Annotated in this window: 21 protein-coding genes and 3 pseudogenes; 16 read left to right on the top strand and 8 right to left on the bottom strand. The window is 70.9% G+C overall.

Features of this window, described 5'->3' with window-relative positions; translation table 11 throughout:
- The first annotated feature begins 26 nt into the window (after positions 1 to 26).
- From QMZ92_RS29910 to sbnA, 7 genes and pseudogenes are all read left to right on the top strand, one after another.
- Complete coding sequence (locus QMZ92_RS29910; protein ID WP_283300697.1) at positions 27 to 2,066, top strand: non-ribosomal peptide synthetase; 2,040 nt, start codon at positions 27 to 29, stop codon at positions 2,064 to 2,066.
- Between the two features lie 91 nt (positions 2,067 to 2,157).
- Positions 2,158 to 2,727: a TauD/TfdA family dioxygenase gene (locus tag QMZ92_RS36135; protein WP_349307776.1), complete on the top strand. Its 570-nt coding sequence runs from the start codon at positions 2,158 to 2,160 to the stop codon at positions 2,725 to 2,727.
- Positions 2,643 to 3,413: pseudogene (locus QMZ92_RS29900) on the top strand (thioesterase II family protein); the annotation flags it as partial. The gene QMZ92_RS36135 and the pseudogene QMZ92_RS29900, both read left to right, overlap by 85 nt.
- Positions 3,414 to 3,435: 22 nt before the next feature.
- Positions 3,436 to 4,380 (top strand): annotated as a pseudogene (locus QMZ92_RS29895) (TauD/TfdA family dioxygenase); the annotation flags it as partial.
- The gene (locus QMZ92_RS36575; RefSeq protein ID WP_502962169.1) at positions 4,293 to 4,634 is read left to right on the top strand and encodes a TauD/TfdA family dioxygenase; all 342 of its coding nucleotides are present in this window, start codon (positions 4,293 to 4,295) and stop codon (positions 4,632 to 4,634) included. The pseudogene QMZ92_RS29895 and the gene QMZ92_RS36575, both read left to right, overlap by 88 nt.
- Positions 4,631 to 5,746 (top strand): 2,3-diaminopropionate biosynthesis protein SbnB, encoded by a 1,116-nt coding sequence (gene sbnB, locus QMZ92_RS29890; protein WP_283300696.1) that lies wholly within the window; start codon positions 4,631 to 4,633, stop codon positions 5,744 to 5,746. The genes QMZ92_RS36575 and sbnB overlap by 4 nt, the downstream gene beginning before the upstream one ends.
- Before the next feature lie 143 nt (positions 5,747 to 5,889).
- Positions 5,890 to 6,984, top strand: a complete 1,095-nt coding sequence (sbnA, locus tag QMZ92_RS29885; RefSeq protein ID WP_283300695.1) for a 2,3-diaminopropionate biosynthesis protein SbnA — start codon at positions 5,890 to 5,892, stop codon at positions 6,982 to 6,984.
- Positions 6,985 to 7,187: 203 nt separating this feature from the next.
- Here the strand turns inward: sbnA and QMZ92_RS29880 are convergent, their stop codons facing one another.
- Complete coding sequence (locus tag QMZ92_RS29880) at positions 7,188 to 8,273, bottom strand: mandelate racemase/muconate lactonizing enzyme family protein (protein ID WP_283300694.1); 1,086 nt, start codon at positions 8,271 to 8,273, stop codon at positions 7,188 to 7,190.
- Positions 8,274 to 8,470: 197 nt separating this feature from the next.
- On the bottom strand, positions 8,471 to 9,703 hold the full coding sequence (locus QMZ92_RS29875) for a response regulator (RefSeq protein WP_283300693.1): 1,233 nt from the start codon (positions 9,701 to 9,703) through the stop codon (positions 8,471 to 8,473).
- A 176-nt stretch (positions 9,704 to 9,879) separates the two neighbouring features.
- Here QMZ92_RS29875 and QMZ92_RS29870 point away from each other — a divergent pair, with 176 nt between their 5' ends.
- From QMZ92_RS29870 to QMZ92_RS29860, 3 genes are read left to right on the top strand one after another with little or no spacing between them, the layout of a single operon-like run.
- Complete coding sequence (locus QMZ92_RS29870) at positions 9,880 to 11,013, top strand: DegT/DnrJ/EryC1/StrS family aminotransferase (protein WP_283300691.1); 1,134 nt, start codon at positions 9,880 to 9,882, stop codon at positions 11,011 to 11,013.
- Positions 11,010 to 11,786: a hypothetical protein gene (locus tag QMZ92_RS29865; RefSeq protein WP_283300690.1), complete on the top strand. Its 777-nt coding sequence runs from the start codon at positions 11,010 to 11,012 to the stop codon at positions 11,784 to 11,786. The genes QMZ92_RS29870 and QMZ92_RS29865 overlap by 4 nt, the downstream gene beginning before the upstream one ends.
- A complete protein-coding gene (locus QMZ92_RS29860; RefSeq protein WP_283300689.1) occupies positions 11,786 to 12,526 on the top strand; it encodes an amidohydrolase family protein in 741 nt (246 codons plus the stop codon). The genes QMZ92_RS29865 and QMZ92_RS29860 overlap by 1 nt, the downstream gene beginning before the upstream one ends.
- Positions 12,527 to 12,663: 137 nt before the next feature.
- On the opposite strand, the gene QMZ92_RS29855 is transcribed toward QMZ92_RS29860, so the two are convergent.
- Entirely contained in the window at positions 12,664 to 13,632 is a 969-nt protein-coding gene (locus tag QMZ92_RS29855) for a dihydrodipicolinate synthase family protein (protein ID WP_283300688.1), read from the bottom strand.
- Positions 13,633 to 13,715: 83 nt separating this feature from the next.
- On the opposite strand from QMZ92_RS29855, the gene QMZ92_RS29850 reads away from it, so the two are divergent.
- Complete coding sequence (locus tag QMZ92_RS29850) at positions 13,716 to 14,684, top strand: LLM class flavin-dependent oxidoreductase (protein WP_283300687.1); 969 nt, start codon at positions 13,716 to 13,718, stop codon at positions 14,682 to 14,684.
- 340 nt (positions 14,685 to 15,024) lie between these two features.
- Here the strand turns inward: QMZ92_RS29850 and QMZ92_RS29845 are convergent, their stop codons facing one another.
- The 4 genes from QMZ92_RS29845 to ku form a co-directional block, all read right to left on the bottom strand.
- Positions 15,025 to 15,921, bottom strand: a complete 897-nt coding sequence (locus QMZ92_RS29845; RefSeq protein ID WP_283300686.1) for a carbohydrate ABC transporter permease — start codon at positions 15,919 to 15,921, stop codon at positions 15,025 to 15,027.
- Positions 15,921 to 16,931, bottom strand: coding sequence for a carbohydrate ABC transporter permease (locus QMZ92_RS29840; protein WP_283300685.1), 1,011 nt, complete (start codon positions 16,929 to 16,931; stop codon positions 15,921 to 15,923). Before QMZ92_RS29840 ends, QMZ92_RS29845 begins: the two co-directional genes overlap by 1 nt.
- Positions 16,928 to 18,190 (bottom strand): ABC transporter substrate-binding protein, encoded by a 1,263-nt coding sequence (locus QMZ92_RS29835; protein ID WP_283300684.1) that lies wholly within the window; start codon positions 18,188 to 18,190, stop codon positions 16,928 to 16,930. The genes QMZ92_RS29840 and QMZ92_RS29835 overlap by 4 nt, the downstream gene beginning before the upstream one ends.
- Before the next feature lie 459 nt (positions 18,191 to 18,649).
- The gene (gene ku, locus QMZ92_RS29830) at positions 18,650 to 19,663 is read right to left on the bottom strand and encodes a non-homologous end joining protein Ku (protein ID WP_283300683.1); all 1,014 of its coding nucleotides are present in this window, start codon (positions 19,661 to 19,663) and stop codon (positions 18,650 to 18,652) included.
- Between the two features lie 50 nt (positions 19,664 to 19,713).
- On the opposite strand from ku, the gene ligD reads away from it, so the two are divergent.
- Positions 19,714 to 20,598: a non-homologous end-joining DNA ligase gene (ligD, locus tag QMZ92_RS29825; protein WP_283300682.1), complete on the top strand. Its 885-nt coding sequence runs from the start codon at positions 19,714 to 19,716 to the stop codon at positions 20,596 to 20,598.
- A 530-nt stretch (positions 20,599 to 21,128) separates the two neighbouring features.
- Here the strand turns inward: ligD and QMZ92_RS29820 are convergent.
- Entirely contained in the window at positions 21,129 to 21,371 is a 243-nt protein-coding gene (locus tag QMZ92_RS29820) for a hypothetical protein (protein WP_283300681.1), read from the bottom strand.
- 353 nt (positions 21,372 to 21,724) lie between these two features.
- On the opposite strand from QMZ92_RS29820, the pseudogene QMZ92_RS29815 reads away from it, so the two are divergent.
- The 4 genes and pseudogenes from QMZ92_RS29815 (at position 21,725) to QMZ92_RS29800 (ending at position 25,755) form a co-directional block, all read left to right on the top strand.
- A pseudogene (locus QMZ92_RS29815) lies at positions 21,725 to 22,481 on the top strand (transposase family protein).
- A gap of 517 nt (positions 22,482 to 22,998) precedes the next feature.
- The gene (locus QMZ92_RS29810; protein WP_283300680.1) at positions 22,999 to 23,442 is read left to right on the top strand and encodes a hypothetical protein; all 444 of its coding nucleotides are present in this window, start codon (positions 22,999 to 23,001) and stop codon (positions 23,440 to 23,442) included.
- Positions 23,443 to 23,454: 12 nt separating this feature from the next.
- Positions 23,455 to 24,696, top strand: coding sequence for a YbhB/YbcL family Raf kinase inhibitor-like protein (locus QMZ92_RS29805; protein ID WP_283300679.1), 1,242 nt, complete (start codon positions 23,455 to 23,457; stop codon positions 24,694 to 24,696).
- A 66-nt stretch (positions 24,697 to 24,762) separates the two neighbouring features.
- Positions 24,763 to 25,755: a YHYH protein gene (locus tag QMZ92_RS29800; RefSeq protein ID WP_283300678.1), complete on the top strand. Its 993-nt coding sequence runs from the start codon at positions 24,763 to 24,765 to the stop codon at positions 25,753 to 25,755.
- The last annotated feature ends 261 nt before the right edge of the window (positions 25,756 to 26,016 follow it).

The raw sequence follows: 26,016 nt of genomic DNA, 5'->3' as shown, positions 1-26,016 counted from the left end.
GGTGGGTTTTCAGGTGGAGGGGNNNGGTGGACGGGGTGGGTGGGGACGTGGTGCTGCGGTTCCGGTTCCGCACCGATGTGCTGGACGGGGAGGCGGCGGGCCGGATCGCCGGCTATCACCTGGCCGCGCTGGCGCGGATCGCGGCGGATCCGGATACCGCGTGCGGCGACACGGGCCTGCTGTCCGCCGAGGAGGTGGGTTTTCAGGTGGAGGGGCTGGCGGGGCGGCGGCGGGAGTTGCCGGGGTTGCGGGTGCACGAGTTGTTCGAGGAGCGGGTGCGGATGCATCCGGACGCGGTGGCGGTGGTGCACGCGGGGCGGGAGTGGACGTACGGGGAGTTGAACGGGCGGGCGAACCGGCTGGCGCGGGCGCTGCGGGTGCGTGGTGTGGAGGGGGAGGGTGTGGTGGGGGTGGTGCTGGAGCGGAACGCGGACTGGCTGGCGTCGGTGCTGGCGGTGTTCAAGGCGGGTGGGGTGTATCTGCCGATCGAGCCGCGGTTCCCGGCGGGCCGGATCGCGGCGACGCTGTCGCGGGCGGGGTGCCGGGTGGTGCTGACCGAGTCCGGGAGCAGTGGAACGCTGGACGAGGCGCTGGTCTCGGTGGGCGGGGTGGAGCGGCTGGCGGTGGCCGTGGCGTATGCCGAGGGGCACGCTCGGGACGATCTGAACGTGCCGGTGGCGGCGGGGCAGTTGGCGTACATCTATTTCACCTCCGGTTCGACGGGTGAGCCGAAGGGTGCGATGTGCGAGCACGCGGGTCTGGTCAACCATCTGTTCGCGAAGATCGACGATCTGGGGATCGGTGAGGGGGGTGTGGTGGCGCAGGTCGCGCCGCAGTGTTTCGACATCTCGTTGTGGCAGTTGGTAGCGGGGTTGCTGGTGGGTGGGCGGACGGTGCTGGTGGAGCAGGACGCGGTGCTGGATGTGTCGCGGTTCCTGGACACGGTCGTCGGTGCCGGGGTGAACGTGCTGCAGGTGGTGCCGTCGTATCTGGAGGCGGTGTTGGCCGCGTTGGAGCACGAGCCGCGGCGGCTGGGGGATCTGCGGTGTGTGTCGGTGACGGGTGAGGCGTTGAAGCGGGAGCTGGTCGAGCGGTGGTTCGCGGCGCAGCCGGGGATCGCGCTGGTCAACGCCTATGGGCTGACGGAGACCTGTGACGACACCAACCACGAGGTGATGACGGGGGTGCCGGAGCGGGTGCTGCTGGGGCGGCCGGTGGCCAATGTGCATGTGTATGTGGTGGACGAGGGGTTGCGGCCGGTGCCGTTGGGTGCGCCGGGGGAGATCGTGTTCTCCGGTGTGTGTGTGGGGCGTGGATATGTCAATGATCCGGAGCGGACGGCGGCGGCGTTCGTGCCGGATCCGTTGCGGCCGGGTGAGCGGTTGTACCGCAGTGGGGACCGTGGTCGGTGGGATGTGTCGGGGAAGCTGGAGTTCCTGGGCCGGCGGGACACGCAGGTGAAGATCCGCGGGTTCCGGATCGAGATCGGGGAGATCGAGAACACGCTGCTGCGTCAGGTGGGGGTGCGGGACGGTGCGGTGGTCGCGGTGGCGGGTGGGGCGGGGACGCAGTTGGTGGCGTTCTACACGGCCGCGGGGCCGTTGGAGGCGCGGGTGCTGGCCGCGGGGCTGGGGGCGACGCTGCCGTCGTACATGGTGCCGTCGGTGTTCCACTGGCGGCCGGAGCTGCCGCTGACCGCGAACGGCAAGGTCGACAGGAAGGCCCTGACCGCGCTCGCCGCCACCCTGGACACCCCCGCCGAGAACACCGACACCGGTGGCGGTGGCGGGGCGCCGGCGACCCCGGCGGAACGGCGGCTGGCGGCGGCCTGGTCGGCCGTGCTGGGTGTGCCCGAGGACCGGATCGGCCGCGGCGACCACTTCTTCGACCGCGGTGGCACCTCGCTGTCCGCGGTGAAACTCGCCATCGCCCTGGACCGCGCCGTCACCCTCAAGGACGTCACCCGCCACCCCGTCCTCACCGACCTCGCCGCACTCCTCGACACCAACACCAACACCACCAACACCACCGACACCACCGACAGCCAACCCACCCCCGCCTCCTGAACACCGTGCCGACCGGGACCGAAGACGGAACCCGGCAGGCCACGGAACACCACAGATCACGGAACACCGAAGTAAGGAAAGGACACACACGATGACACCCTCCGCTCCCGCCACCCTGCCCCAGGTCGCCCTCCGGCCCGGCAGGCCGCCGGTCCTGTCCGTCGACGCCCCCGACGAGGCATCGACCTGGACCGCGGCCCATGCCCCCGCACTGCGCGCCCTCGTCGCCGAGCACGGTGCGATCCTCGTGCGCGGTCTGGGACTGCGCGACGCGGACCAGGTCGGCGTCGTGTTCCGGCAACTCGCCGGCGGCGCACTCCTGCCCGACAGAGAAGCATTCGCCGCCCGGGAGGCCTACGCGGACGGTGTCTATTCGTCATCGGCGTGGCCGCCCAACCAGCCGATGTGCATGCACCACGAGCTCAGCTATGCCCTCACTCCTCCCGGCATGGNACCGACCTCGCCGCACTCCTCGACACCAACACCAACACCACCGACACCACCGACACCACCAACAGCCAACCCACCCCGAACGGCCCGAGCGCGGCGCAGGGAACTCGCCGCACCGCCGGAGACGGTCTGCTGGAGCGCCTGTCGGAGCCGAAGGCCCCCCGCGCCGGCGCCCTGGTCTGCTTCCCCTACGCGGGCGGCAACGCGGTGAACTTCCAGCCGTTGGCCCGCGTCCTGGCTGCCGACGGACCGGCCGTGTACGCCGTCGAGCTCCCCGGACACGACCCGGCGGCCGCCCGTGAACCCTTCGCCCCGTTGGAGCAGGTGGTCGAGCGGGTCGTGGAGGAGATCACCGGCCTGGGCGTGTCCCGGGTGCTGCTGTGGGGGCACTCCTCCGGCACCGCTCCCGCCGTGGAGACGGCAAGGAGGCTCCAGGAGCGCGGTGTCGAGGTCGAGCGGGTGTTCCTCGCCGCGCAGCTGCTCGGCGGGGCGGCGGAACGGCGGAGCGCCGTCGACGAGCTCACGCGCAGGAGCGACGCCGAGATCGCCGCCGGGTTGGCCGACGACCGCGGCCGCACCGGACTCGGCGAACTGGACGCCCAGCGCGCCGAGCACATCGGTGCCGCCTACCGCCACGACTGCGTGGCCGCCCACGAGTACTTCGCCGGTCTCCTGGAGGCCCCGCCCGCCGTGCGCCTGTCCGCGCCGGTCACCGTCGTCGTGGCCGCGGACGACCCCGTCACGGCACCCCCCGAACGGCACCGCGACTGGCGGTTGCTGGCCGAGCACGTCGATCTGTACGAACTCGCCGACGGAGGCCACTACTTCCTCCGCACCCGTCCGGCCGAGGCGGCACGAGCCGTGCTGCGCGCCGCTGCCCTGCCGGCTCCCTCCTGAGCCACGACCGAAAGGAACAGAAATGTCGCCCTCATCCCACGCGTCACTGCTCGACGTGGAGTCGCGGCCGGGCAGGCCCCCGGTCCTGCGCGTCGAGTCCCCCGGGGACGCGGCGAGCTGGGCGGCCGGGCAGCGGGACGCACTGCGCTCCCTGGTCGCCGAGCACGGCTCGGTACTGGTGCGCGGTCTGGGACTGCATGAGGCGGACCAGGTCGGCGCGGTGTTCCAGCAGCTCGCCGGCGGGCCGCTGATGACCGAACGGGAGGCGTTCGCCGCGCGCGAGTCGTACCGGGACGGTGTCTACTCCTCCACGGCGTGGCCGCCGAACCAGCCGATGTGCATGCACCACGAACTCAGCTACACGACGACGTTCCCGGGCATGATGATGTTCGCGTGCCTGACCGCGCCGACCGACGGCGGGGTCACCGGAGTCGCGGACGCCACCGCCGTGCTGGAGGCACTGCCGCCGGCGATGGTGGAACGCTTCGAGCGGGAGGGCTGGCTGCTCACCCGCAGCTACAACGACGAGATCGGCGCCTCCTGGACCGAGGCCTTCGGCACCGACGACCGCACCGCCGTCGAGGAGTACTGCCGCGCCAACGCCATCGACCTCGCCTGGCAGAGCGACGGCGGACTGCGCACCCGCCAGCGCCGCAGCGCCGTCGTGCGCCACCCGCTGACCGGAGCCCGCTGCTGGTTCAACCAGATCGCGTTCCTCAACGAATGGACCCTCGCCCCCGAGGTCCGCGAGTACCTCGTCGACGAGTACGGCGAGGACGGCCTGCCGTTCAACACCCGCTACGGCAACGGCGACCCCGTCGGCGAGGACGTCGTCCAGACCCTCAACGAGGTCTACGAGGCCCACACGGCCCGCGAACCCTGGCAGACCGGCGACCTCATGCTCGTCGACAACATCCGCACCGCCCACAGCCGCGAGCCCTACGAAGGCCCCCGCGAGATCCTCGTCGGNGCCTGCCGTTCAACACCCGCTACGGCAACGGCGACCCCGTCGGCGAGGACGTCGTCCAGACCCTCAACGAGGTCTACGAGGCCCACACGGCCCGCGAACCCTGGCAGACCGGCGACCTCATGCTCGTCGACAACATCCGCACCGCCCACAGCCGCGAGCCCTACGAAGGCCCCCGCGAGATCCTCGTCGGGCTGGCCGAGCCGGTGTCCCTGGCCGACTGCTCGCCGACCGTAGAGGTGAGGGCGCTATGACCGCCATCCGATCCGGCCGGACGGAGTCCGCCGTGGAATCCGCGAAGCACCGGGCGTACGGCCCGGGGGGTACCGACGAACCGGATACCGCGCCGTCGTTCGCGGTGATCCCGGGTGAGCAGGTGCAGCGCGCGCTGCAGGGCCACGAGAAGCGGATCGTCGAACTCGTCGAGGCCACGTACCGGTTGCACGGCGAGGGCCGTACCGTCAATCCGCCCTCGTACTTCCTGCGCTTCCGGGACCGTCCGGCGTCGCGGATCATCGCGCTGCCGGCGTCGCTCGGCGGGGAGGCCGGCGTGGACGGCGTCAAGTGGATCTCAAGTTTCCCGGCGAACGTGGAGGCCGGTTTTCCCCGGGCCTCGGCGGTGCTGATCCTCAACGACCACGACACCGGCTACCCCTTCGCGTGTCTGGAGGGCTCGATCATCAGCGCGACCAGGACGGCTGCCTCGGCGGCGCTGGCGGCGGACCGGCTCAGCCGGGGACGGTCGGCCGGGCGCCCGACCCGGGTCGGGTTCTTCGGCACGGGACTCGTCGCCCGCTACATCCACACCTTCCTCGCCGGCACCGGCTGGTCCTTCGACGAGATCGGCGTCCACGACGTGGCGCCGGAGAGCACGGCCGGGTTCCGCTGCTACCTGGAGCAGTCGGGCACGGCGGGCCGGATCAGTGTGCACGACGATCCCGAGGAACTGATCCGCTTCAGCGACCTCGTGGTGTTCGCGACCATCGCCACCGAGCCGCACGTCACCGACCCGTCCTGGTTCAGTCACAACCCGCTCGTGCTGCACGTGTCCCTACGCGATCTCGCCCCGGAGGTCCTGCTCGCCTCGGCCAATGTCGTGGACGACGTCGAGCACTGCCTCAAGGCCGACACCTCCCCGCACCTGGCGGAGCGGCTGACGGGCGGCCGCGCCTTCCTGGACGGCACGCTCGACGACGTGATCGCCGGCCGGGTGACGCTCCCCGCGGACCGGCCGGTGGTCTTCTCGCCCTTCGGCCTCGGGGTGCTGGACCTCGCGGTCGGCACATGGGTCTACGACGAGGTGGCGCGCTCCGGCGGGCTGCACGTCGTCGACGGCTTCTTCCACGAACTGCGCCGGTACGGCTGAGCCGCCCGGAAGCCAGTGAGGAGGCACCTTGCAGAACTGGTCCCCCGGAGAGATCAAGGGTCAGGTCTCCGTAGCAGCTACGGACGACTCCACGGCCGCTGACGCAGGGGCCCGACGGGCCCGCTGCAGATGAGGAGGCCATCGTGCCTGTCATATCCGTTCCCCAGGACTTCAACGAAGACGATCTCTACATCGACCTCGAGTCGATATTCGGGCGCTCGCTCTTCCTGAAGTGCGAGGGCTTCAACTTCGCCGGCTCGATCAAGCTGAAGGCCGCGATCGAGATGGTGGAGGCCGCCGAGAGGGACGGAGTCCTGACGCCGGATTCGATCCTCGTGGAGTCCTCCTCGGGCAACCTGGGCGTGGCACTGAGCATGATCGCGGCGAGCAAGGGCTACAGGTTCCTGTGCGTCACCGACTCCCGCTGCAATCTGACGACCCGGCTGATGATGGAGGCCCTGGGCAGCCAGGTGCACGTCATCGCCGGCCAGGAGGCCAACGGCAGCTTCCTGGGCGCGCGGATCGACTACCTCCGTGCGCTGTGCGCCTCCGACAGCCGGTACGTGTGGCTCAGCCAGTACACGAACCCGGGCAACTGGAAGGCGCACTACCGCCGGACGGCGCCCGAGATCGCACGTCAGTTCCCCGAACTGGACACGCTGTTCGTCGGCGCCGGCACCACCGGCACGCTGATGGGCTGCGCCCGCTTCTTCCGCGAGTGGCACCGGCCGGTGCGGATCATCGCGGTGGACAGCGTCGGCTCCGTCTCCTTCGGCGGTGAGGCGGGGCGCAGGATGATCCCCGGGCTGGGGATGAGCATCCGTCCTCCGCTGCTCGACGAGTCCTTCGTGGACGAGGTCATCCGGGTGGAGGAACGGGACACCATCCGGGCCTGCCACCGGCTGGCCCGCCGGGGGTTCCTGTTCGGCGGCTCCACCGGCACCGTCGTCAGCGGCGCGATGGGCTGGCTCGCCGAGCACGGCGGCGACGGGCGCACGGCGGTGGCCATCGCCCCGGACCTGGGCGAGCGTTACCTCGACACCGTCTACCAGACCAACTGGCTGCACGGTCTCTACGGTGACGACGTACTCGGCCCCGAACTGGCGAACACCGAGTCCTGGGCCCTGCCCACCCCTCCCCCGCCGGCACCGTCGCCGGGCGGACGGCGTCCCCACCTGCGCGCGGGCGACCGCGCAGGCCGCCGGCGCCACCGGCGCAAGAGCAGCGGGGAGCCGTGAGCTCCGCGTCGAGCGTGCGGCCGCCACGGAACAGCTCCGCCCGCCCTGCCGCTTCGCCGGCGGCCACCAGGACGTAACCGGCCTCTGCCACCGCGCCGCGCGCCACCACGAGCCCGACGTCGGCCGCCCGACGGGTCCACGTGCCCGTCGGGCGGGTGGGTGAACGGGCGGGCGGAGGCAGCGCGCCGGACGGCCGGACCTGCTCACAGAGGCGCCAGCCGGTGGCCCAGCCCGGGCAGGTCCGGGAGCTGGACATGGCCCGTGCCGCTCGTCGCCGCGAAGGTCTCCGGGGCGAGCGGCTCCTGTTCGACGAGCAGGGGCCCGACCAGGTCGGGCGGGACCGTGGCGTGCGGGAGGGCCGCGGAGAGATGGGCGGCGGCGAGGGTGGCGACGCCGAACTCCGGCATACTGCCGATCTTCACGGACAGGCCGGCGGCCTCGGCGACGGCGGCGATCTGGCGCGCCCGGTGGAGACCGCCGACCTTCAGGATCTTGATGTTGAGCACATCGGCGGCGCCGCGGCGGACGATCTCCAGCGCGTCGTGGAGCGACTGGAGCGACTCGTCGGCCATCACCCGTGCGCCGCCCCGGGCGCGCAGCGCGGCGAGCCCGGCCAGGTCCCAGCGGGGCAGGGGCTGTTCGACGAGGTCGAGTCCGGCGTCGGCGAGGCGCGTGACCGTGCGGAGCGCGCTGCCCGGCGCGTACCCCTCGTTGGCGTCGAGGGAGAGCGACACGGAATCGGGGACGGACTTCCGTACGGCGGCGACGAGTTCGACGTCCCGATCGGGGTCCTCGCCGCCCTTGAGCTTGATGTGGTGGAAGCCGCGCTCGGCGTACCGCGCGGCTTCCTCGACGCTCTCCGCGATACTGCCGAGTCCGACGACCCACGTGGTGGGCACACGATGGGTGACGGCCCCGCCCAGGAGGAAGTGCGCGGGCCAGCCCGCGGCGCGGGCGGCCAGATCGTGGAGGGCGAGGTCGAGTGCGGCCTTGGCCAGGTGCTGGCCGCGGATCGCGGCGTCCATGGCCGCGTGCGCCCCTGCCAGATCGCGCGGGTCGCGGCCGATGAGGGCGGGCGCTGCGTGCTCGGTGAGGGCGGCCCGCAGCCCGGCCAGGGTCTCCCCCGTGTACGCGGTCATGGGCGAGGCCTCGCCGAAGCCCGACGCCCCGTCGGTGGTACGTACCTCCACCAGCAGGCTGACGAGTTCGGGGCTGGTGCCGCTGCTGATCGCGAACGGGCGTCGATAGGGGGCGCGGACCACTCGGGTGTGGAACGAGGCGATCTTCAAGCCGGCTCAGCTCCTTCGCAGGCGTCGTTTCGGTCCGGACCGTAACTTCCCTCACGGCGGCCGTACACAAACGGACGCGGGCGGGGGTGCGGCCGCTCCCGGTCCGCCGCCCCGAACGGCACCCGCCCCGGCGGAGCGCCTCCTCCGAACCGCACCGCCCCGGCGGAGCACCGCCCCGCCCGGCGACCCGCCGGGGCCTACAGCCGTACCCGGTACACGATCGGCGGCCGGCCCGTCTGTCCCTCCTGGCGGATTCCCGTCGGGACGGCCACACCCGCCCGCTCCAGCCGTTTGAGTATCCGGCGCGCCGTGCGCTGCTGCACCGACAGGTGCTCGGCGACCGCGTGCGCCGTGAGTCCCTCCCCGCGGTCCTCGGAGGCCAGTTCTCGCAGCCGGTCCAGGGTCTGGGGGCTGATGCCGGTCCGCCGCGCCAGCAGCGCCGCTCCCCCGCGCGGGGCGGTCTCGCCGTCGGGGCCCCCCGCGGCGCCGTCGATGACGATGTCGACGTCGTCGGTCATCGACACGACGCCCGCGGCGGCCCCGACGGACCGGGCCCGGTTCACCGCGCGGCGCGCCAGCGCCTCCGCCTCGGCGGCGGTGCGCCCGAGGCCGAAGCCGATGTGGGCGGTGCCGTGCCGGGCGGCCAGACCGTCGAGGAAGGGGATGCGGGTGAACCGGTCCGTCGCCTTCTCGAGCACGCCCCGGGTGGTGACGACGAGCCGCCGGCCGTCGGGCAGGGCGGCGAGGCTGCCGCCGAGGATCCTCACGTCGTCGGCGAGCCGGTCGTCCGCGCCGGGTAGGTCGATGACCCCGAGGGCGACCTGGGCGTCACCGCTGTGCCGTCCCGCCGTGGCGAGGGCGAGCGCCTGGAGGGTCGCGAGGATCGAGTGCCGGGAGGGGGCGAGCCGCACGGTGTGGGTTTGGTGCTCCAGGACGTGGAAGGCCGAGCCGAGACAGGTGATCGCGACCCTCGACCGCCCGGTCTCGCGCGCCTCCAGATGGAAGTCGACGAGGTCCTGGGAGGTGAGTCCGGGCCGGTAGGGAAGGACCTGTATGTGCTCGGTGGGGAGCTTCGCCTCCGTGAGCGTCTCCAGCACCTCGTCGCGGCGCAGGGTGTCGATGGAGACGCGGGAGACGTCGTGGCCGAGCCGGAGCAGTTCGACGAGCGCCCGCAGCAGCGTGGCGCCGCTGTAGGGCACGTACATCGCGGGGCGGTCGAGGACGCCGGCCGCCTCGGCGAGGCTGTGCGGGACGACCCCGGTGAACAGCAGGGCGTCCGTGGCGGACCCGGCGCCGGTGACGACGCCCGTCGTCTCGTCCTCGTGGCGGTACGGGAGCGGCAGCAGCCGGCCCGTGCCCGCCTGGCCGCCGACCGCGACCACCTTGCGGACCAGGTCCTCGGGGCCTATCACGCCGACCGTGAGCGGCATGGCCCGGTCTCCGTTCTGCTGAGGTCGCGGCGGCGACCTGCGAGGGGTGTGACGCACGTACCGGCGGGGCCGGGGACGCGTTCCGCGGGGGGTTCGCCCGTGATTGACGGCCGACCACGGGAGTTCTAGTTTCGGCCCAGGCCATAATCGCGTGCTGCCGAGAGGATAATCCCCCGATGCCGCAACGGGAAATGCCACTGCCCACAGTTCTCGAACCGCGCGGCAGGACCTTCGGCGAGGAGGAGCGCGCCGCGGTGCTTCGGGTCCTCGACTCGGCGGTCCTGTGCGGGGCGTTCGGCCGGGAGACCAGGGCGCTGGAGTCGGAGATGGCGGCGCTGTACGGGCGGGCCGAGGCCGTCTCGTCCAGTTCCGGAACCGCCGCGCTGCATCTCGCGGTCGCGGCCGCCGGGGTGGGTCCCGGCGACGAGGTCGTCACCACCCCGATCTCGGACTTCGGTACGGTCGCGCCGGTCCTCGCCCAGGGCGGAAGGGTGGTGTTCGCGGACGTACGGTCGGACGACGGCAATCTCGACCCGGAGGCGGTGGAGGCGGCGATCAATCCGCGCACCCGTGCGGTCGTGGCGGTCCATCTCTTCGGCGGTGCCGCGGACGTGGTCCGGCTGCGGGAGATCTGCGACCGGCACGGGCTGCCGCTGATCGAGGACTGCGCGCAGGCGTGGCTGGGCGAGGACGAGACCGGCCGGCTCCTCGGCACAGTCGGCGACATCGCCTGTTTCAGCCTCCAGCAGTACAAGCACATCACAGCGGGCGACGGTGGTCTGAGCATCACTGACGACCCGGAACTGGCCCGCAGGATGCGGCTGTTCATGGACAAGGGCTGGGACCGCGCGGAGGGCCGCATCCACCGCACGATGGGGCTGAACTACCGGATGACGGAGCTCGTCGCCGCGGTCGCCCGGGCCCAGCTGACCCGGGTCGCCGAGGTCGTACGGGTGCGGCGGGAGCGGGCGGCTCGGTTCGCGGCGGCCGTCGAGGGGCTCGGGCCGTCCTCGGAGGTCCGTCTCCCGTCCCGGCGGACCGGGCACGCCTGGTGGGTGATGCCGCTGCTCGTGGACGACAACTCCCGCTGGGCGAAGGGCCTGCGGGCCGCGGGCGTACCGGCGCTGCCGGGTTATCTGGAGCGGCCCCTGTACGCCAATCCGGCACTGTCCGGCCATCCGGCGGGCCCGTGTCCCCGGGCGGAGACGCTGATCGACCGTACGCTGCTGGTGCTTCAGTGGAACGAGGCCTACACCGAGGACGACGTCGACCGTATCGCCCGGGCACTGGGCGAGGTGGGAGCGCGATGAGCACGAGCACGACGGCCGAGTACGACCGGCCGCCCGCGTACGACTGGCTGACGCCGTCGCCACGGGAGCAGGTCGGCTGGGACGTGGACGTGCTGTACGGGCCGTGGCCCCGGCACCACCGGGACGTCGCGCTCGCGGAGGTGCGCCGGCGCCTCGACCGCTCCCCCGTCTGCGGTGCCCTCGCGCTGTCCACGCGCGGGCCGCTGTTCGACGACCGGGCGGGCAATGAGGAGACGCTGCGCGACCTCGCTGACTGCCCGGAGCTGCTGCCGGTGGGCACCGTCGACGTCCGGGACGCGATGACCGCCGAGGACCGGCTGGACGAGCTGACGGCCGCGGGAGTCCGCTTCCTGCGGCTGTTCACCGTCGAGCAGGCCGCCGACCCGGGCTTCCCCGGCTACCGGCGGGTCGTCGACCTGGCCCTGGCGCGCGGGATGGTGCTGCTCCACGACGGCGACCCGCGCCGCTACGGCCCGCCCCTGATGGACCGCGGGGTCGATGTCGTCTTCCTGGACCTGCACGCGTATCTGCTGGCGGACTTCCTGCTGATGGCACGCGAGGAGCCGGGGTTCCGGGTGACCACCCGGATGCTGTCGGGCCCCGACTCCGTCGAGCGGGTCGTGCACTCGGTGGGGGCGCGCCATCTGGTCTTCGGCTCGCGCACCCCGTTCATGGACATCTCGCCGCTGACGCTGCGGCTGCGCTACGCGGACATCTCCGACGACGAGCGCGACGCGGTTGCCACGAGGAACATCGAGGAGCTGCTCAGCTGATGCCGATCATCGACGTGCACGCCCATGTGGGCCGCTGGCAGTTCCACCTCACCTGCGGCAACGCGGACGAGAACCTGCGTCTGATGGACCGGTACGGCATCGACCTCCAACTGGTGTCGGCGTCCGAGGCGGTGGTGTACGACGCGGTCGCGGGCAACGCCGCGCTGATGAAGGAGCTGGCGTCCCGGCCGCGCCTGTACGGGTACGCCGTGGTGAACCCGAACCGGATCGAGGAGAGCGCCGCGGACCTGCACCGTTGTCTGGACTCAGGGCGGTTCGTCGGTGCGAAGATCCACACGCACTATCCGGGGCGGCTGCCCGGCTCGCGGGAGATGGCCGAGGCGTTCGACGTGGTCGCCGAGGCGGGCGTACCGCTGCTGCTGCACACCTGGGGGCGGGAGGTCGCCCGGCTGCCCGACATGGTGGCCGCGCGCCCGGGACTGCGGGTGGTCATGGGCCACGCGGGCGGGGACGCGTGGCAGGAGGCGGCGCACGCGGCCGCTTCGTGCGAGGGGCTGTACCTGGAGCACTGCCGTACCGCCGCCGACGCGGGCAGGGTCGCCTACGCGCGCGAGGCCGGGGTGCCGGTGGGGCGGATGCTGTTCGGCACGGACGCGACGCTCATCGACCCCTGCTGGTCGCTGGGCGTGCTGCGGGACGCCGGGTTCACCCCGGCCGAACTGAACCGGGTGCTGTGGCGGAACGCCGCGGAGCTGTTCGGCCTCGAGGTCCCCGCCTGACGCTGCCGGGTGCCCGAGGGCGGGGCCCGGTTCCCGCCCTGCCGCCGGGCCTGTCCCGGTGGTCCGATCCACCGCCCGGCAACCCCCTGGCCGCTCCTGCCGGGCGCTCCTCCCGCCCGGCGGGCGGGCCCGCGCACTCAGCGGAGCACGTCCGGCTCCTTCGCGAGCCTCTCCAGGCATTCGACCACGGCCCGGCGCTCCGCGTCCGGCAGGTCAGGGCCGTAGGGATCGTGCGCCGCCTCCTCGGGGACGGCGCCCTCCCAGACCGCCGCCCACAGCATGCGCTGCACATAGCCCTCGACGGGGTCGAGGAACGTGGCCTCGGCGAAGGCGTCGAGCCGCGCCGAGGCCCGGACGAACGCGGTGTGGTCTCCCTCGCGCCAGGCGTCCAGCACTGCGGTCGTCAGCGGTACGCGAGCCGCCGCGATGCCGACGAGTGCCGAGTCGGCGCCCCACATCAGCGAGGGCCCGAACATCCGGTCCTCACCGGTGACGACGAGCTTCCCGGTGGGCCGGGCCGCGCGGATCGCGTCCTGGCAGGCCATCGCCCGGTCCAGGGTGGCGAGTTTGAGGCCGGCCGCGGAGGGCAGGCCGAGGAGCCTGCCGACCAGCCGCGGCGGATAGGGGTATCCGCCCGCCTCGCCGTGCAGGAAGAAGCCGAGCACGGGAAGGCCGCTCGCGGCGGCCGCCTCCTCGTGGAGGGCGACGGCGGCGTCCTCGTCACCGGCCAGCAGGACCGACGGGTAGACCATGACGGCGTCCGCGCCTCCCTCGGCCGCCTGCACGGCCATCGCGACCGTGGCGTCCACCACCTCGCGCGGGCGCCCGGCCCGCACGGTCCGCGGCACGCCCACGCCCGCCACGACCGGCCCGTCCACCGCCGACCGCCACACCGCGAGGACCCGGCGGCGGTCCTCCTCGGAGAGATACAGCCCGCGGCCCGTGTGCGCCCAGACGGCGACTCCGCCGACCGGCTGGGCGGCGATGCGCCCGGCGTAGCCGCGCAGTGCGGCGAAGTCGACGACTCCCCGCCCGTCCATGGGGGTTGCGACCGCGGGCAGCACGGTGCCGCGGAGCCGGCGCACCAGCAGGTCCGTCGCGGACATGGGCGTTCTCTCCTGTCTGTTGCGGCCGTCGCCGCTACGCTAGCTTTTACGGTCCGGACCGTAAAGGAAGGGATTACGCTCCCATGCGCCTCGGCCTCTACGTCAATCTCTATGCCGACAAGGCCGACCGGCCACGGCTCGCCGACGCGGTGGAGCAGGTCCGCCTCGCCGAACAGGCCGGGTTCGCCTGGGTCGTGCTTGGCGAGCGCCATCTGCACCGGCCCGGCTACCACGAGGCGCTCACCTCCCTGGCCTATCTCGCCGCGCACACCGAGCGGATCGGGCTGGCGACGGCCGGGCTGATCGCTCCGGTCTACCAGCCGGTGTGGCTCGCCGAGACGCTGGCGCACATCGACGTGCTGTCGGGCGGCCGGCTCACCGCGGGTTTCGTCCTGGGCTACCGGCCCGAGGAGTTCGCGCTGTTCGGCACCCGGCCGGAGCAGCGCGTGCCACGCTTCGAGGAGTGCCTGGAAGTGCTCACCCGGCTGTGGACCGAGGACGAGGTGACGTTCGAGGGCCACTGGACCCGTGTCGAGGGGGCGTACCTGTCACCGCGGCCCGTGCAGGATCCCAGACCCCGGATCTGGAACGGCGGCCGGGTGCCCGCCGCGCTGGAACGCACGGCCCGGATGTGCGACGGCTGGACCTCGTCCTTCAACGAGACGGACGAGGAACTGCCCGGGAAGATCCGCGCCTACCGGTCGTACCCGCAGGGTCCGGCCTCACTGGGCGCCGAGGTCATCGTCTGCCGCGAAGGGTACGCGGCCGCGACCACGCAGCGGGCGCGGGCGGCACTGGAGCGGCCGTTGCGGGGGCTGTACGACGCTTACGGCGACTGGAAGCGCACGTCTGCCGACGCGGCGCGCTATGCCCAGCAGTGGGACGACATCGCGGCCCGCTCGGTGATCGGCTCGCCCGGCGAGTGCCGGGAACGGATCGGACGTTACGCGGAGATGGGGGCGGACGGGCTGGTCCTGCGCGTACAGCCGCCCGGGATGGCGCAGGCGGACGCCCTGCGGGCCATCGAGGCGTTCGGGGATCTCGGGGTCTGACCCGCGCAGCCGCGCCTGTCGGCGGAAGAGCCGCGTGCGGCGACGCCCCGGACGGACCGGCCCGGCCCGGCGCGGTCATGGGCGGGAGCCGGTCAGCAGGGCGTCGTGCCGTGCAGGATCCGGGCGCGGTCCGGCTCGTCCGGGTCGGCCGGCGGTACCCGGCCCCGTCCGATGCGCAGATCGAGGAGGACGGCGTCCGGACCTCAGGCGACGCGGTCTGCGCAGGTCGCGGCGACGAGACACGGTAGATGGCGTGCCTCATACGGGAACCGCAGGTCTCCGGCACCGGGTTGGCACCGGGGGCGGCGGCCTTGGCGACCGTCGGCGGGCACGGCGAGGGTCACGACTTGAGCCCGGAGGTGGCGATCGAGTCGGTGAGGTAGCGCTGGAGCAGTCCGAAGACGAGGAGGCAGGGGATGACGGTGATGGTCGCCCCGGCCATGATCTGGTTGATCGCCACGTTCTCCCCCTCCAGGGTCGCGAGTCCGACGGTGAGGGTGCGCATCTCCTCCGACTGGCCGATGACCAGGGGCCAGAGGAAGTCGTTCCAGTGCCACAGGAAGACGAACACGCCCAGCGTGGCGAGCACGGGCCGGATCAGGGGCACCACGACCGTCGTGTAGATGCGCCATTCGGAGGCGCCGTCGATCTTCGCCGCCTCGAACAGTTCGTCGGGCAGCTGCACGATGAACTGGCGCATCAGGAACACGGCCTGCGAGTTCGCGAGCGTCGGCACGATCAGGCCCCAGTACGTGTCCACGCCGCCCAGTTCCGAGACGAGGATGTAGTACGGGATGAGGGTGGCCTGGAACGGCACCATCAGCGTCGCCAGGAACGACCAGAACAGGATCTCCCGGCCGGGGAAGCGCTTCTTGGCGAACGCGTAGCCGGCCATGGACGAGAACAGCAGGATGAGCAGCACCGACACCAGCGAGTAGACGAGCGAGTTGACGGCCCAGCGGGCGATGTCGGCGTTCTCCAGGACGTCCGTGAAGTTCGCGAGCGTGGCGCGGGTGATGTCGAAGGCACCCGGGAGGGTCTGGCCGCCGGCGGGGGCGAACGCCACCAGCACCATGACCACGAACGGCGTGACGGTCACCACGGCGACCAGGACGAGCAGCACCGGCAGGCCCAGCCGGGCCGACGGCGGCCGCGGGGCCCGCGCCGTCCCGGCCGGGGGCGCGGCCGAGGACACGGGGGCCACGGACCGTTCTGCGGACGTGGAGGGGGTCGCCATCAGTCCGTGTCCCTTCCGATGAGCCTCCGCTGGACGAGCGAGAAGACGAGGACGACGAGGAACAGGACCAGACCGACCGCGCTGGCGTAGCCGAAGTCGAAGAACTTGAAGCCCGAGTCGTAGAGGAAGTACACGAGCGAGTAGCTGGCGCGGACCGGGCCGCCGGCCGTCATGACGTACATGGCGTCGAAGACCTGGAAGCCGAGGATCGCCTCGATGACGAGGACGAAGAACAGCACCGGCCGCAGCAGGGGCAGCGTCACCCAGCGGAAGCGCTGCCAACCGCTCGCGCCGTCGATGGTGGCGGCCTCGGTGACCTCGCGCGGGATGTTCTGGAGTCCGGCGAGCAGGATGAGCATGGAGTAGCCGAAGCCCTTCCACGCGGAGGCGGCGGCGATGGACGGCAGGACCAGGGACTCGCTGCCGAGGAAGTCGACGGGGCCGACGCCGAGGACGCCGAGGGAGGCGTTGAGCAGCCCGTCCTGGACCTCGTAGATCCACTTCCAGATGACGGCGGCCAGCACGATGCTGGTGACGTACGGGAGGAAGAACAGCCCTCGGAAGAAGCCGCGCATCCAGAGCGTGCGGTGGAGCAGCACGGCGGTGCCGAGGGCGAGGGCGACGGTCATCGGCACGTACAGGACCGTGTAGACGGCGGTGACGCCGAGGCTCTCCCAGAACAGGTCGTCGCCGAGGAGCCGGGTGTAGTTCCCGGCTCCGATGAACGTCCATTCCCCGCTGAGCCGGTAGTCGGTGACGGAGAGGAACGCCGCACCGAGCGTCGGCCCGAAGCGGAACACGGCGAACAGCACGAGCATCGGCGCGACGAAGGCGAGGCCGGCGAGTGCCTCGCGCCGCCGCAGGATCCGGCTCCGTGCCCCGGGGGCGGGGCGGCCGGGGCCGCTCCGGTCCCCCGGGCCGGTGGCCTTCGCACCGGGCGGCCGGCCGCTCGCTCCGGGCAGCCCGTCCCCCTCGTCCGGGGCGATCGAGTCGGTGGCGGTCCTCCTCAACGCTGACGCGCCAGCAGCTCGTCGGCCTCGGCGGCTGCCGCGTCCAGGGCCGCCTTGGGGCTCTTCTTCCCGGTCAGCGCGGCCTGGATCTCCGGGCTGATCAGCGCCATCAGCTGACGCGCCGCCGGATTCGGCTCACCCGGATAGGTGTGGTTCAGCGCCTCCCGGTACTCCTTGGCGTAGGCGCTGTCGTTCGGGACCGTCACGTCGGTCCGCGGGGAGAAGAAGCCGCCGGCCTTGCCCATGGACTCGATCTGCGCCGGCTCGACCATGTAGGCGATGAACTTCTCGGCACCCGCCACGTTCCCGGACCTGGCGTTGATGCCGAGCCCGCCGGGCATGCCGAAGCAGACCTGCTTGCCGGGCCCGGTCAGGGCGGGGCCGACGATCACGTTGCCCTTGCCCCATGCCTTCTCGGCCAGTACGGCGTCGGCGGGCGTGTTGGTGTAGCCCATGGCGACCTGCTGCTTGCCGAGCGCCTGGTCGGTGAAGAGGTTGGCGTTGTTCATGGCGGACCTCGGCACGGCCCCGCTCTTGTACAGGTCGACGAGAAAGGACAGCGCCTCGACGCCCTCGGGGCCGTTGAAGGCGGCCTTCTTGCCCCCGTCGTCGAAGACCTTGCCGCCCGCCTGCCAGAGCAGCGGGTAGAAGCTCATGTTGAGCGAGGCCTCGTTGCTCGCGGAGTAGTCGAGCGTGGACGCGCCGGCCTGCTTCAGCTTCGGGGCCGCGGCCCTGATGGCGTCCCAGGTCGCGGGCGGCTCGGTGATGCCCGCCTTCTCCAGCAGCTTCTTGTTGTAGAGAGTGCTGGTGACGGTGTGGTAGATCGGTGCGGCGTAGACCTTGCCGTCCTGGCTCATGGCCTCCAGGGCGTTCGGGCGGAAGGCGCTCCTGGCCTCCTCGATGGCCCGGTCGACCGGCCGGATCGCGCCGTTCGCCTGGTACTGCGGAATCTGGTCGGGCCCGAGCAGGACCACGTCCGGGCCCTTGCCGCTGCCGAAGGCGGTGGCGAGCTTCTGGTCGCGGTTCTCCCAGGGCAGCTGTTCGATGCTGAGGTCGACGCCCTTCTCCTTCGCTTCGAACCCTTTCTCGATCCCGTCCCAGTACGCCGCATTGGCCTTCGGATCCATGATCACCGGGTACATCCACACGGTGACCTTCTTGGACTCGGCGCCGCTGTCGCCGCCGCATCCGGCGACCGTGAGCGTGGTGAGCGTGAGCAGTGCGAGAGGAGCGGTGGCGCGTTTGAACCCTGTCTTCATGGGGGCCTCCGGAAGCCCTGGGGACCTGGGGAAACGAGCGAAGAGCCCGGCACTTTCGGCCTGGGCCGAAAGTAGCCGGGCAGTTTTGGGCTGTCAATGCTCCCTCAACACCTGCTCCGCGTGGAGGGGTTACGGCATCGGCCGAAAGGCGTAGTGCGGACGCCGCGGCAGGGGTGGCCGCGCCCGAGCACGTTCTCCCGGAGCGGCTGCGCGCCGACGGGCGGGATCCGGGAGCGGGGCGGGAGCGGGAGTGGGGCAGGCGGGACCGGGGAGCGGGGGCGAGAGCGGGAGGGCGCACGGTCCGGGTGGCCGCGCCGGAGCTCCCTGCGCCGGCGGGGGCCCGTACCCGGGTGACGGCACCTCGGCACCCGTACCGCCGGACGAGCTCCGGCCCGGACGCCCGTGACCCGAACGGCGCCCCGGGTCGCCGCGCCAGGGCGACCGCACGGCACGGAGCTCTCAGGACGCGCGTTTCCTCGCGGCGGTCTTCTTCGCCGCCGTCTTCTTCGCCGAGGACTTCGAGGACGCCGTCTTCGACGACCCGGCCGCGGCCGTCTTCTTCGCCGCGGTCTTCTTCGCCGCCGGCTCGGCGGCCGTCCTCTTCGCCGCCGCCTCCTTCGACGCGGCCTTCCTCGCCGCCGCCTTCTTTCGCGGCTTCAGCTCCGTGACCGGCGCGGAGACCTCCGCCGCCTCGTCACCGCGGGCCTCCTTCGCCGCCCGCACGCTGCTCTCCAGTGCGGCCATCAGGTCGATGACCCTGCCGCCGCCCGCCGGCGCGGGCTGGGGCTCCAGTTCGATGCCCTCCGCCTTAGCGGCGATCAGCTCCTCCACCGCCTGCCGGTAGTCGTCGTGGAGCGAGTCGAGGTCGACGTCGCCGAGCGTGTCCATCAGCGCGTCCGCCAGGTCGAGTTCCGCGTCGCGGATCGTGACGTCCGCCTCGGGTGCGACCCCCTCCGGCCGGCGGACCTCGTCGGGCCAGAGCAGACCGTGCATCGCGATCACGTCGTCGACGACGCGGAGCATGCCCAGCCGCTCCCGCCCCCGAAGGGCGAACTTGGCCAGTCCGACCTTCTTGCTCCGTTTGAGGGCTTCCCGCAGCAGCGTGTACGGCTTGGCCGCGGGCACACCGTTCGCCGCGAGGTAGTACGCGCCGTCGATCTGGAGCGGATCGATCTCCGAGGCCGGGACGAAGGCGACGATGTCGATCGTCTTCGTGGTCGGCAGCGGCAGCGAGGCGAGGTCCTCGTCGGTGATGGGGATCATCGTCCCGTCCGCGTCCTCGTACGCCTTCCCGATCTCCGCCTGCGGCACTTCCTGGTCGTCCAGCTCACAGACCTTGCGGTAGCGGATGCGCCCGCCGTCCCGGGTGTGGATCTGACGGAAGGAGACCGAGCGGCTCTCCGTGGCGTTCACGAGCTTGATCGGAATGCTGACCAGCCCGAAAGAGATCGCACCGTTCCAGATGGATCGCACCGTTCCATCCCTTTCATCCGATACATAGGGATTCATGGGATTCTCATCGTATGACGCCCATCACCGAGGTGGAGGGGCGGCGTCTGGCCCTCAGCAATCTGGAGAAGGTGCTCCATCCGGCCACCGGGACCACCAAGGGCGAGGTGCTGCACTACTACGCGACCATCGCGGATGCGATCCTCACGCATCTGCGGGACCGGCCGCTGTCCTTCCTCCGCTATCCCGACGGCCCGGACGGCCAGCTGTTCTTCACCAAGAACCCGCCACCCGGCACCCCCGACTGGGTGGAGGTCGCCGAGGTCCCGCGCTCCTCCCGCGAGACCGGCGAGCAGGTCGTCGTCCAGGACCTGCCGTCCCTGATGTGGGCGGCGAACCTGGTCGTGGAGTTCCACACGCCCCAGTGGAAGGCGGACCGGCCGGCCTGGGCCGACCGGATGGTCCTCGACCTCGACCCCGGGGCCCCCGCCACCGTCGTGGAGTGCTGCGACGTGGCGCTGTGGCTGCGGGAGCGGCTGGCGGCCGACGGCCTGGACGCGTACGCGAAGACCTCCGGCTCCAAGGGTCTGCACCTTCTGGTACCGCTGGAGCCGACCCCGTCCGACGAGGTCTCGGCGTACGCCAAGGGCCTGGCCGTGGAGGCCGAGGCGGAGCTCGGGGAGCTGGTCGTGCACCGGATGGCGCGCGCCCTGCGACCGGGCAAGGTCTTCGTCGACCACAGCCAGAACGCCGCGGCCAAGACCACCGCCACGCCCTACACCCTGCGCGCCCGCGCCGAGCCGACCGCGTCCGCGCCCGTCACCTGGGACGAGGTCGAGGGCTGCGGGTCGCCCGACGACCTGGTCCTCCGTCTGGGCGACATCCCGGCGAGGCTCGACCGCTACGGGGACCTGCTCGCGCCCCTGGCCGACCCCGCCGCGGCGGGCGCGCTGCCGTGAGCCCCGCCCGGGGGGACTGCGGCCCCGACGAAGCCCGCGCGACAGCGGCCGGTTTCACCACGGGGTTTTTGAGAAGTGGCCTTGTGTCCGGGTTCGTCAGGCCGGTCCGAGGGCGGTGAGGGGGCCGCTGATGGTCGCGGCCGGTGTGGCGGAGGGTGGCGGCGATGGTGCGGCCGTCTTGGCGGTGGACGCCGATGGCGAGGTTGCGCAGGCCGGCCTCGATGCGGGGCAGGTGCCGAGTGCGGATCTTTGAGGCGTCCTCGGGGAAGGTGCGGTCGCGGACGTGGTGGAGCTGGTTTTCGATCTTCCAGTGGCCGCGGATCCATGCGGCGAGTCGTNTGGACGACTTGAAGGGCCTGGCGGGCGTGCGGGTAGTCGAGGTGGGCGAACGCGGCGGTCTTCAAGCGGCGTACCTCGTCGCGGTGATGGGCCCGGGTGCGCTCGATGGGGTCCAGGCGGATGTCGCGCCAGGGCAGTCGACGGACCCGCTCGTGCAACGTGGGGTGGTTCCCCTTGACGACGGCCAGGTATTAGGCGCAGCGTTCGTGCAGGTAGGAGGCGTGATCGTGCTGGGCGTGCGGGGCATCTGCGGTGATCACGGCTTGGCTCAGGTCGACGCCGTCCAGGAGTGGGGCGAAGGCCGGGATCTCGTTACTCCTGGTGTCGATCTGCATCTGGGCGGTGCGACGGGGCCAGGAGCGTCCCCCAGCCGCTCCAGGCAGGACGGCACGAGGGACGACGGGCGGGCAGGCATGGACTCGCTCGGTGCTCATACGGATTCGACACCCACGTGATCACCAGGCGGCCATGCCTGCACTGCTTCCAGAACCCGTCACCGCCACGAGCCGACGACTCGTCACATCCCGTGCCCAGCAGACGAACCACCCACCTCGCGACTCCTCAGAGACCCTGTGACCGACCCCACTCCTTCAGAGATGACAACACCCTTCGTTGCGCGCGTGGCGGGCCGCCGGATCACCGTCATCCGTGGCCGAACATATGGCCTCCGCGCGCACTGATTCTTTTCCAACCTGGTTCGGGCGTGCGGCAGTTGGGCTGACAACGCGGTGAAGCCCCTGATAGATGGGTTTTCGACCAAGAGAACCGGCTCCACCAGAGGCTTCACGTGCCTGTCTACCCGTCGGGCGTCGACGTGTCCAGCTCCACCCTCCGCTTCCTCACGCAGCAGTTGCGGCGGCACCGCCGCGCGATCGGCTCCCGGTGGCGGCGCCTGAGCGCCGGCCGCCAGGCCCCTCGCCCATCTGCGGATGGGACACACCTACGCCCATCTCGCGGCAGGCTTCGGCATCGGCACCACGACGGCCTACCGCCATCTCACCGAGGCGGTCGAGCTCCTGGCCGCTCTCGCCCCCACCCTGACCGACACGGTGCGGACCGCGTCGGCGAAGGCGTACCTCCTCCTGGACGGCACGCTGCTGCCGATCGACCGCATTGCCGCGGACCGGCCGTTCTGCTCCGGCAAACACAAGAAGCACGGGCTGAACGTGCAGATCACCGCCGACCCCTTCGGTCGACTGCTCTGGGCATCACCGGCCTTGCCCGGCACCGTCCACGACATCCGCGCGGCCCGCGAACACGGCATCGTCGACGCCCTCACCGAGGCAGACATCCCGTGCTCGGCCGACAAGGGGTACCGAGGTGCCGGCGGCACGGCCCGCATCCCGTGCTGGGGACGGTGAGAAACCCTCTCCGCAGGCCAGCAGGCGGTGAACCGGTCCCACGCGAAGGTCCGGGCCCTCGTCGAGCAGGCCGTCGCCACCCTCAAGTCCTGGCGGCTTCTCCGCAAACTGCGGTGCTCGACCACCCGGATCACCAGCCTCGTCAAAGCCGTCCTCACCCTTCATCTGACCAGCTCGGAGTAAGGATGGAAATGGCTCACTGCCTGTGAGGAGCGCCGAAAGCTGTGAATTCGATGTGAGTTTCTTGGGAGCTTCACGCGTATCGAGCAGGGGGCCATGGCCGAAGTGCCGGAAAATTCTCCCGACTCCACCCCTTTTGCTCCAGCGCGCCAAGACCTCACCTGTGCGCCCGTTGTTGAAATAGATAACAACCGGTCAAAAAACCAATCAGTAACCTCAAGTCTTCATCAATCTCACTCACAGATTCAAGATCGGTGCCTATTGCAGGAATGGAGGGCGCATGTAAGGTCCCGTCATCGAACTCCGCGGAAAGGACTCCGCGGTTTGGGCTGTCCTGGTTCCGGGCGGCGGTTTATGGCGGCGTTAAACAAGGCGCAGACTGGGCGACTCGAGCGGGTGAGTATCCGGGATGCGCCCCACAAAACGCCCCTGCGACAACCGCCGGTCCGAAGCAGGGTCCCTTGAGCGGTCGCCACACAAGCTCCTGACGGTGACCGTCGACACGGAAAGGATCATTGGCATGCGCATGAAAACCACCTCGCGCACGTACACGATATCGGGCAGGGCGTCTCGGACACGGCTCAGCCGGCCGCTCTCGGTGCTGGCGCCGGTCGTGGCTCTGGGTGCGGTGACAGCCGCGCCGGCGGCGGCAGCCTCGATCCCGCAGGCAGCGGAGTCGGCCCCGGCAGCCATGTTCTCCGGCACCGCCAACCGCCACTGCGCGCAGTGGGTCGACGCACCGTCCACCGTGTCCGACTGGTTCTGTGCCAGGACCCTGTCGGGCCTGTCCGACGCGATCGACGCGCGTGGACTCCACAAGCTGATCGATCTGTACGACCCCGGGTCAAACCACCAACTGAGTGTGGTGTCCACCAGCCCCGCCTCCTACTGCGGCCACAGCACGTCGTACCAGCTGGTTCCCTACCTCAAGGACTTCGGCAGCTACATCCCCTACGGGGACTGATCGCCGACGTTCATGTCCAGCTCCGACGCATCCTCCGCGTCCACGGTGGTCGGATGGCCGTCGTCCGGGGTGAATCAGTCCAGCAAATACGTCAATCTGGACTTCTCCGTCGCATCGCTGAAGCTGGCGTTCGGATGGAAGCAGAGCGAGGCGTGGAACGCCTGCGTCGCATCCGCCGGCTGCACTTTCACGCCTGATGAGGCGGAGAACGCGTGGATGCCGTCCGAGGAAATAGTCACCCTCACGAATTCCAGCTCTCACCTGCAGAGCATGACCAGAACGTTCTCGAAGACGTTCAATGAATCGACGGAGACGTCGGAGACGATCTCCAGCGGGATATCGGCCACGGCCAAGGTTGTCTTCGTCAAACGGCCCGCCACGAAGTACACCGGCCACTACACCCTGCCGACCGGCCAGGTGGTTCCCGAGGACTACACGGCGGCACAGGCGGCGGCAACCACCTCCACCCCCACCCCCAGACGAAGCCGCCAGCCCGCTACCGGGCCCCCTGACAGCTACCCGGACCGGACTTCCGCCGGCAAGCGACGACGAGCTTACAAACCAGCGCTCAACCGTCTACGCGATCAACCACCAATCCTTTCTGGACACACAAGAGAGCACCGCATGACATCGTTCCAACGCGGCGCGCACATGCCCGTCGTTCTGGCACTCGCCTTGATCACCACCGCCTGCGGCGACGGTGGCGGATCGACGACGACATCGTCAGCAACACCCACCAGATCAGACACGACCAGAGCCGAAGTGTCCTCACAGCCGACCGGCACAGCGACCTCGACCGGGTTCAGCATCAGCAGTCCGGCGATGGCCGACGGCGGGGAACTCCCCGTCGACTTCACCTGCGGCGGTTCGGCGATCTCACCACCGATCAAGTGGGCCGACGTGCCCGACGGGACGAGAAGCCTCGCGGTGCTGATGGATCATCACGCCCCCGACGACGAATGGCACTGGTACTGGACACTGTGGGGCATCGATCCGGCCGCCACGGGCCTCGCGGCCGGCTCGAACGGCGACGCGACCGTCGGCACCAACAGTGTGAACAACCAACTCAACTACGCACCTCCGTGTTCGAAGGGACCGGGGAAGAGGGCCTACACCATCACCGTGTACGCCCTGTCCGGGTCGGCCGATCTGCCCGACCCGGCGGCTGTCGACCGTGAGGCACTGCTGGCCGCTGTCGACGGCATCACCCTTGCCCACGACTCCATCACCGTCACCTACACCCACAGCTCATAGGAGATCTTTCACATGCCTGACCCGCGCGAGCACCACGAACACGGCTACATCCGACTTCCTGCACACATGGTGACCAGGCGTCGGGCACTGCGAGCGGGAGCAACGGGCCTGGGCGCCGTCTTCCTGGCGGCATGCAGCGGCTCCTCCCGGAGTACGGGCACAGCCGAAGGGGCGAGCGGGGCGTCGCTCACCACGCTGAGTGGCTTCGACGAGTTCGCCGACACCGTCAAGGTCGTCAATGACGGCGAGTTCTGGCTCGTCGAGAGCAACGGCCTGCCGGCCCACAACATGATGGTGGGCATAACGAGTTGGCAGCAGCAGGTACCTGTGTCCCAGCCCTACGCCGGGGCCAACGCCTGGCGTATCCCGTCCGCTCCGGCACTGGCCGACGAGCCGGTGTCGGGAAAGACAGCGCTCTACCGCGGCGCGATCGCCCTGGCGGTGAACGGCGTACCGATCTTCAACGCGCTCAACAACCGAGGCGACGACGCATACCTGGCGGGCGAGCTCGACGAGTGGGGCGGCCACGCCGGACGAGGCGACGACTACCACTACCACATCGCCCCTCTGCACCTGCAGGACTCCGTCGGCAAGAAGCGACCCATCGCCTACGCGCTCGATGGCTATCCGATCTACGGTGAGACCGAGCCCGATGGCAGCACCGTTACCGGCCTGGACAAGTTCAACGGTCACAAGTTGCCTGGTGGTACCTACCACTACCATGGCACGCGCACCTACCCCTACATCAACGGAGGCCTGCGAGGAGTCGTCAGCGTCGTGGACGACCAGGTGGACCCTCAGCCCGTCGCCACCCCGTTCCGGCCTGCCCAGACGCCACTGGCCGGAGCAACCATCACGGGCTTCAAATCCCCCGAATCAGGCTCCTACCGGCTTGAGTACTCTCGCGACGGCGCCGCCGGCGAGGTGGCGTACACCGTCACCTCATCGAGCGTCCACTTCACCTTCACCGACCCCCAGGGAACAGTGACGACCGAGACCTACGCACGGGAGGGCACCCGCACCGGAACACCAGGATCCAGTACCACAGTCGAAAACTGACGGCCCGCTTCCCCACTCCCGGCCTCCTGGGCTCCTGGGCTCCTGGGCTCCTGGGCTCCTGGGCTCCTGGGCTCCTGGGCTCCTGGGCTCCTGGGCCAAGTTAGCCTCCCCGTTTCGCTTCGAGTGGTTGAGCTGGGGTGATGGCGGAGGATTGGTGCGGTCGGCCCCTGGTCGTTGAGTGGGCATGGCTTGGGCCCGACGCTCGGGTCGGGGTCTCCAACGGGTTCCTCGGTGGTGGGCGGGCAGGGACAGCGCCGCAGG

Source organism: Streptomyces sp. HNM0645, from assembly GCF_030056615.1.
Lineage (GTDB): Bacteria > Actinomycetota > Actinomycetes > Streptomycetales > Streptomycetaceae > Streptomyces > Streptomyces marianii.
This window is presented reverse-complemented; position numbering and strand designations above follow the sequence as displayed.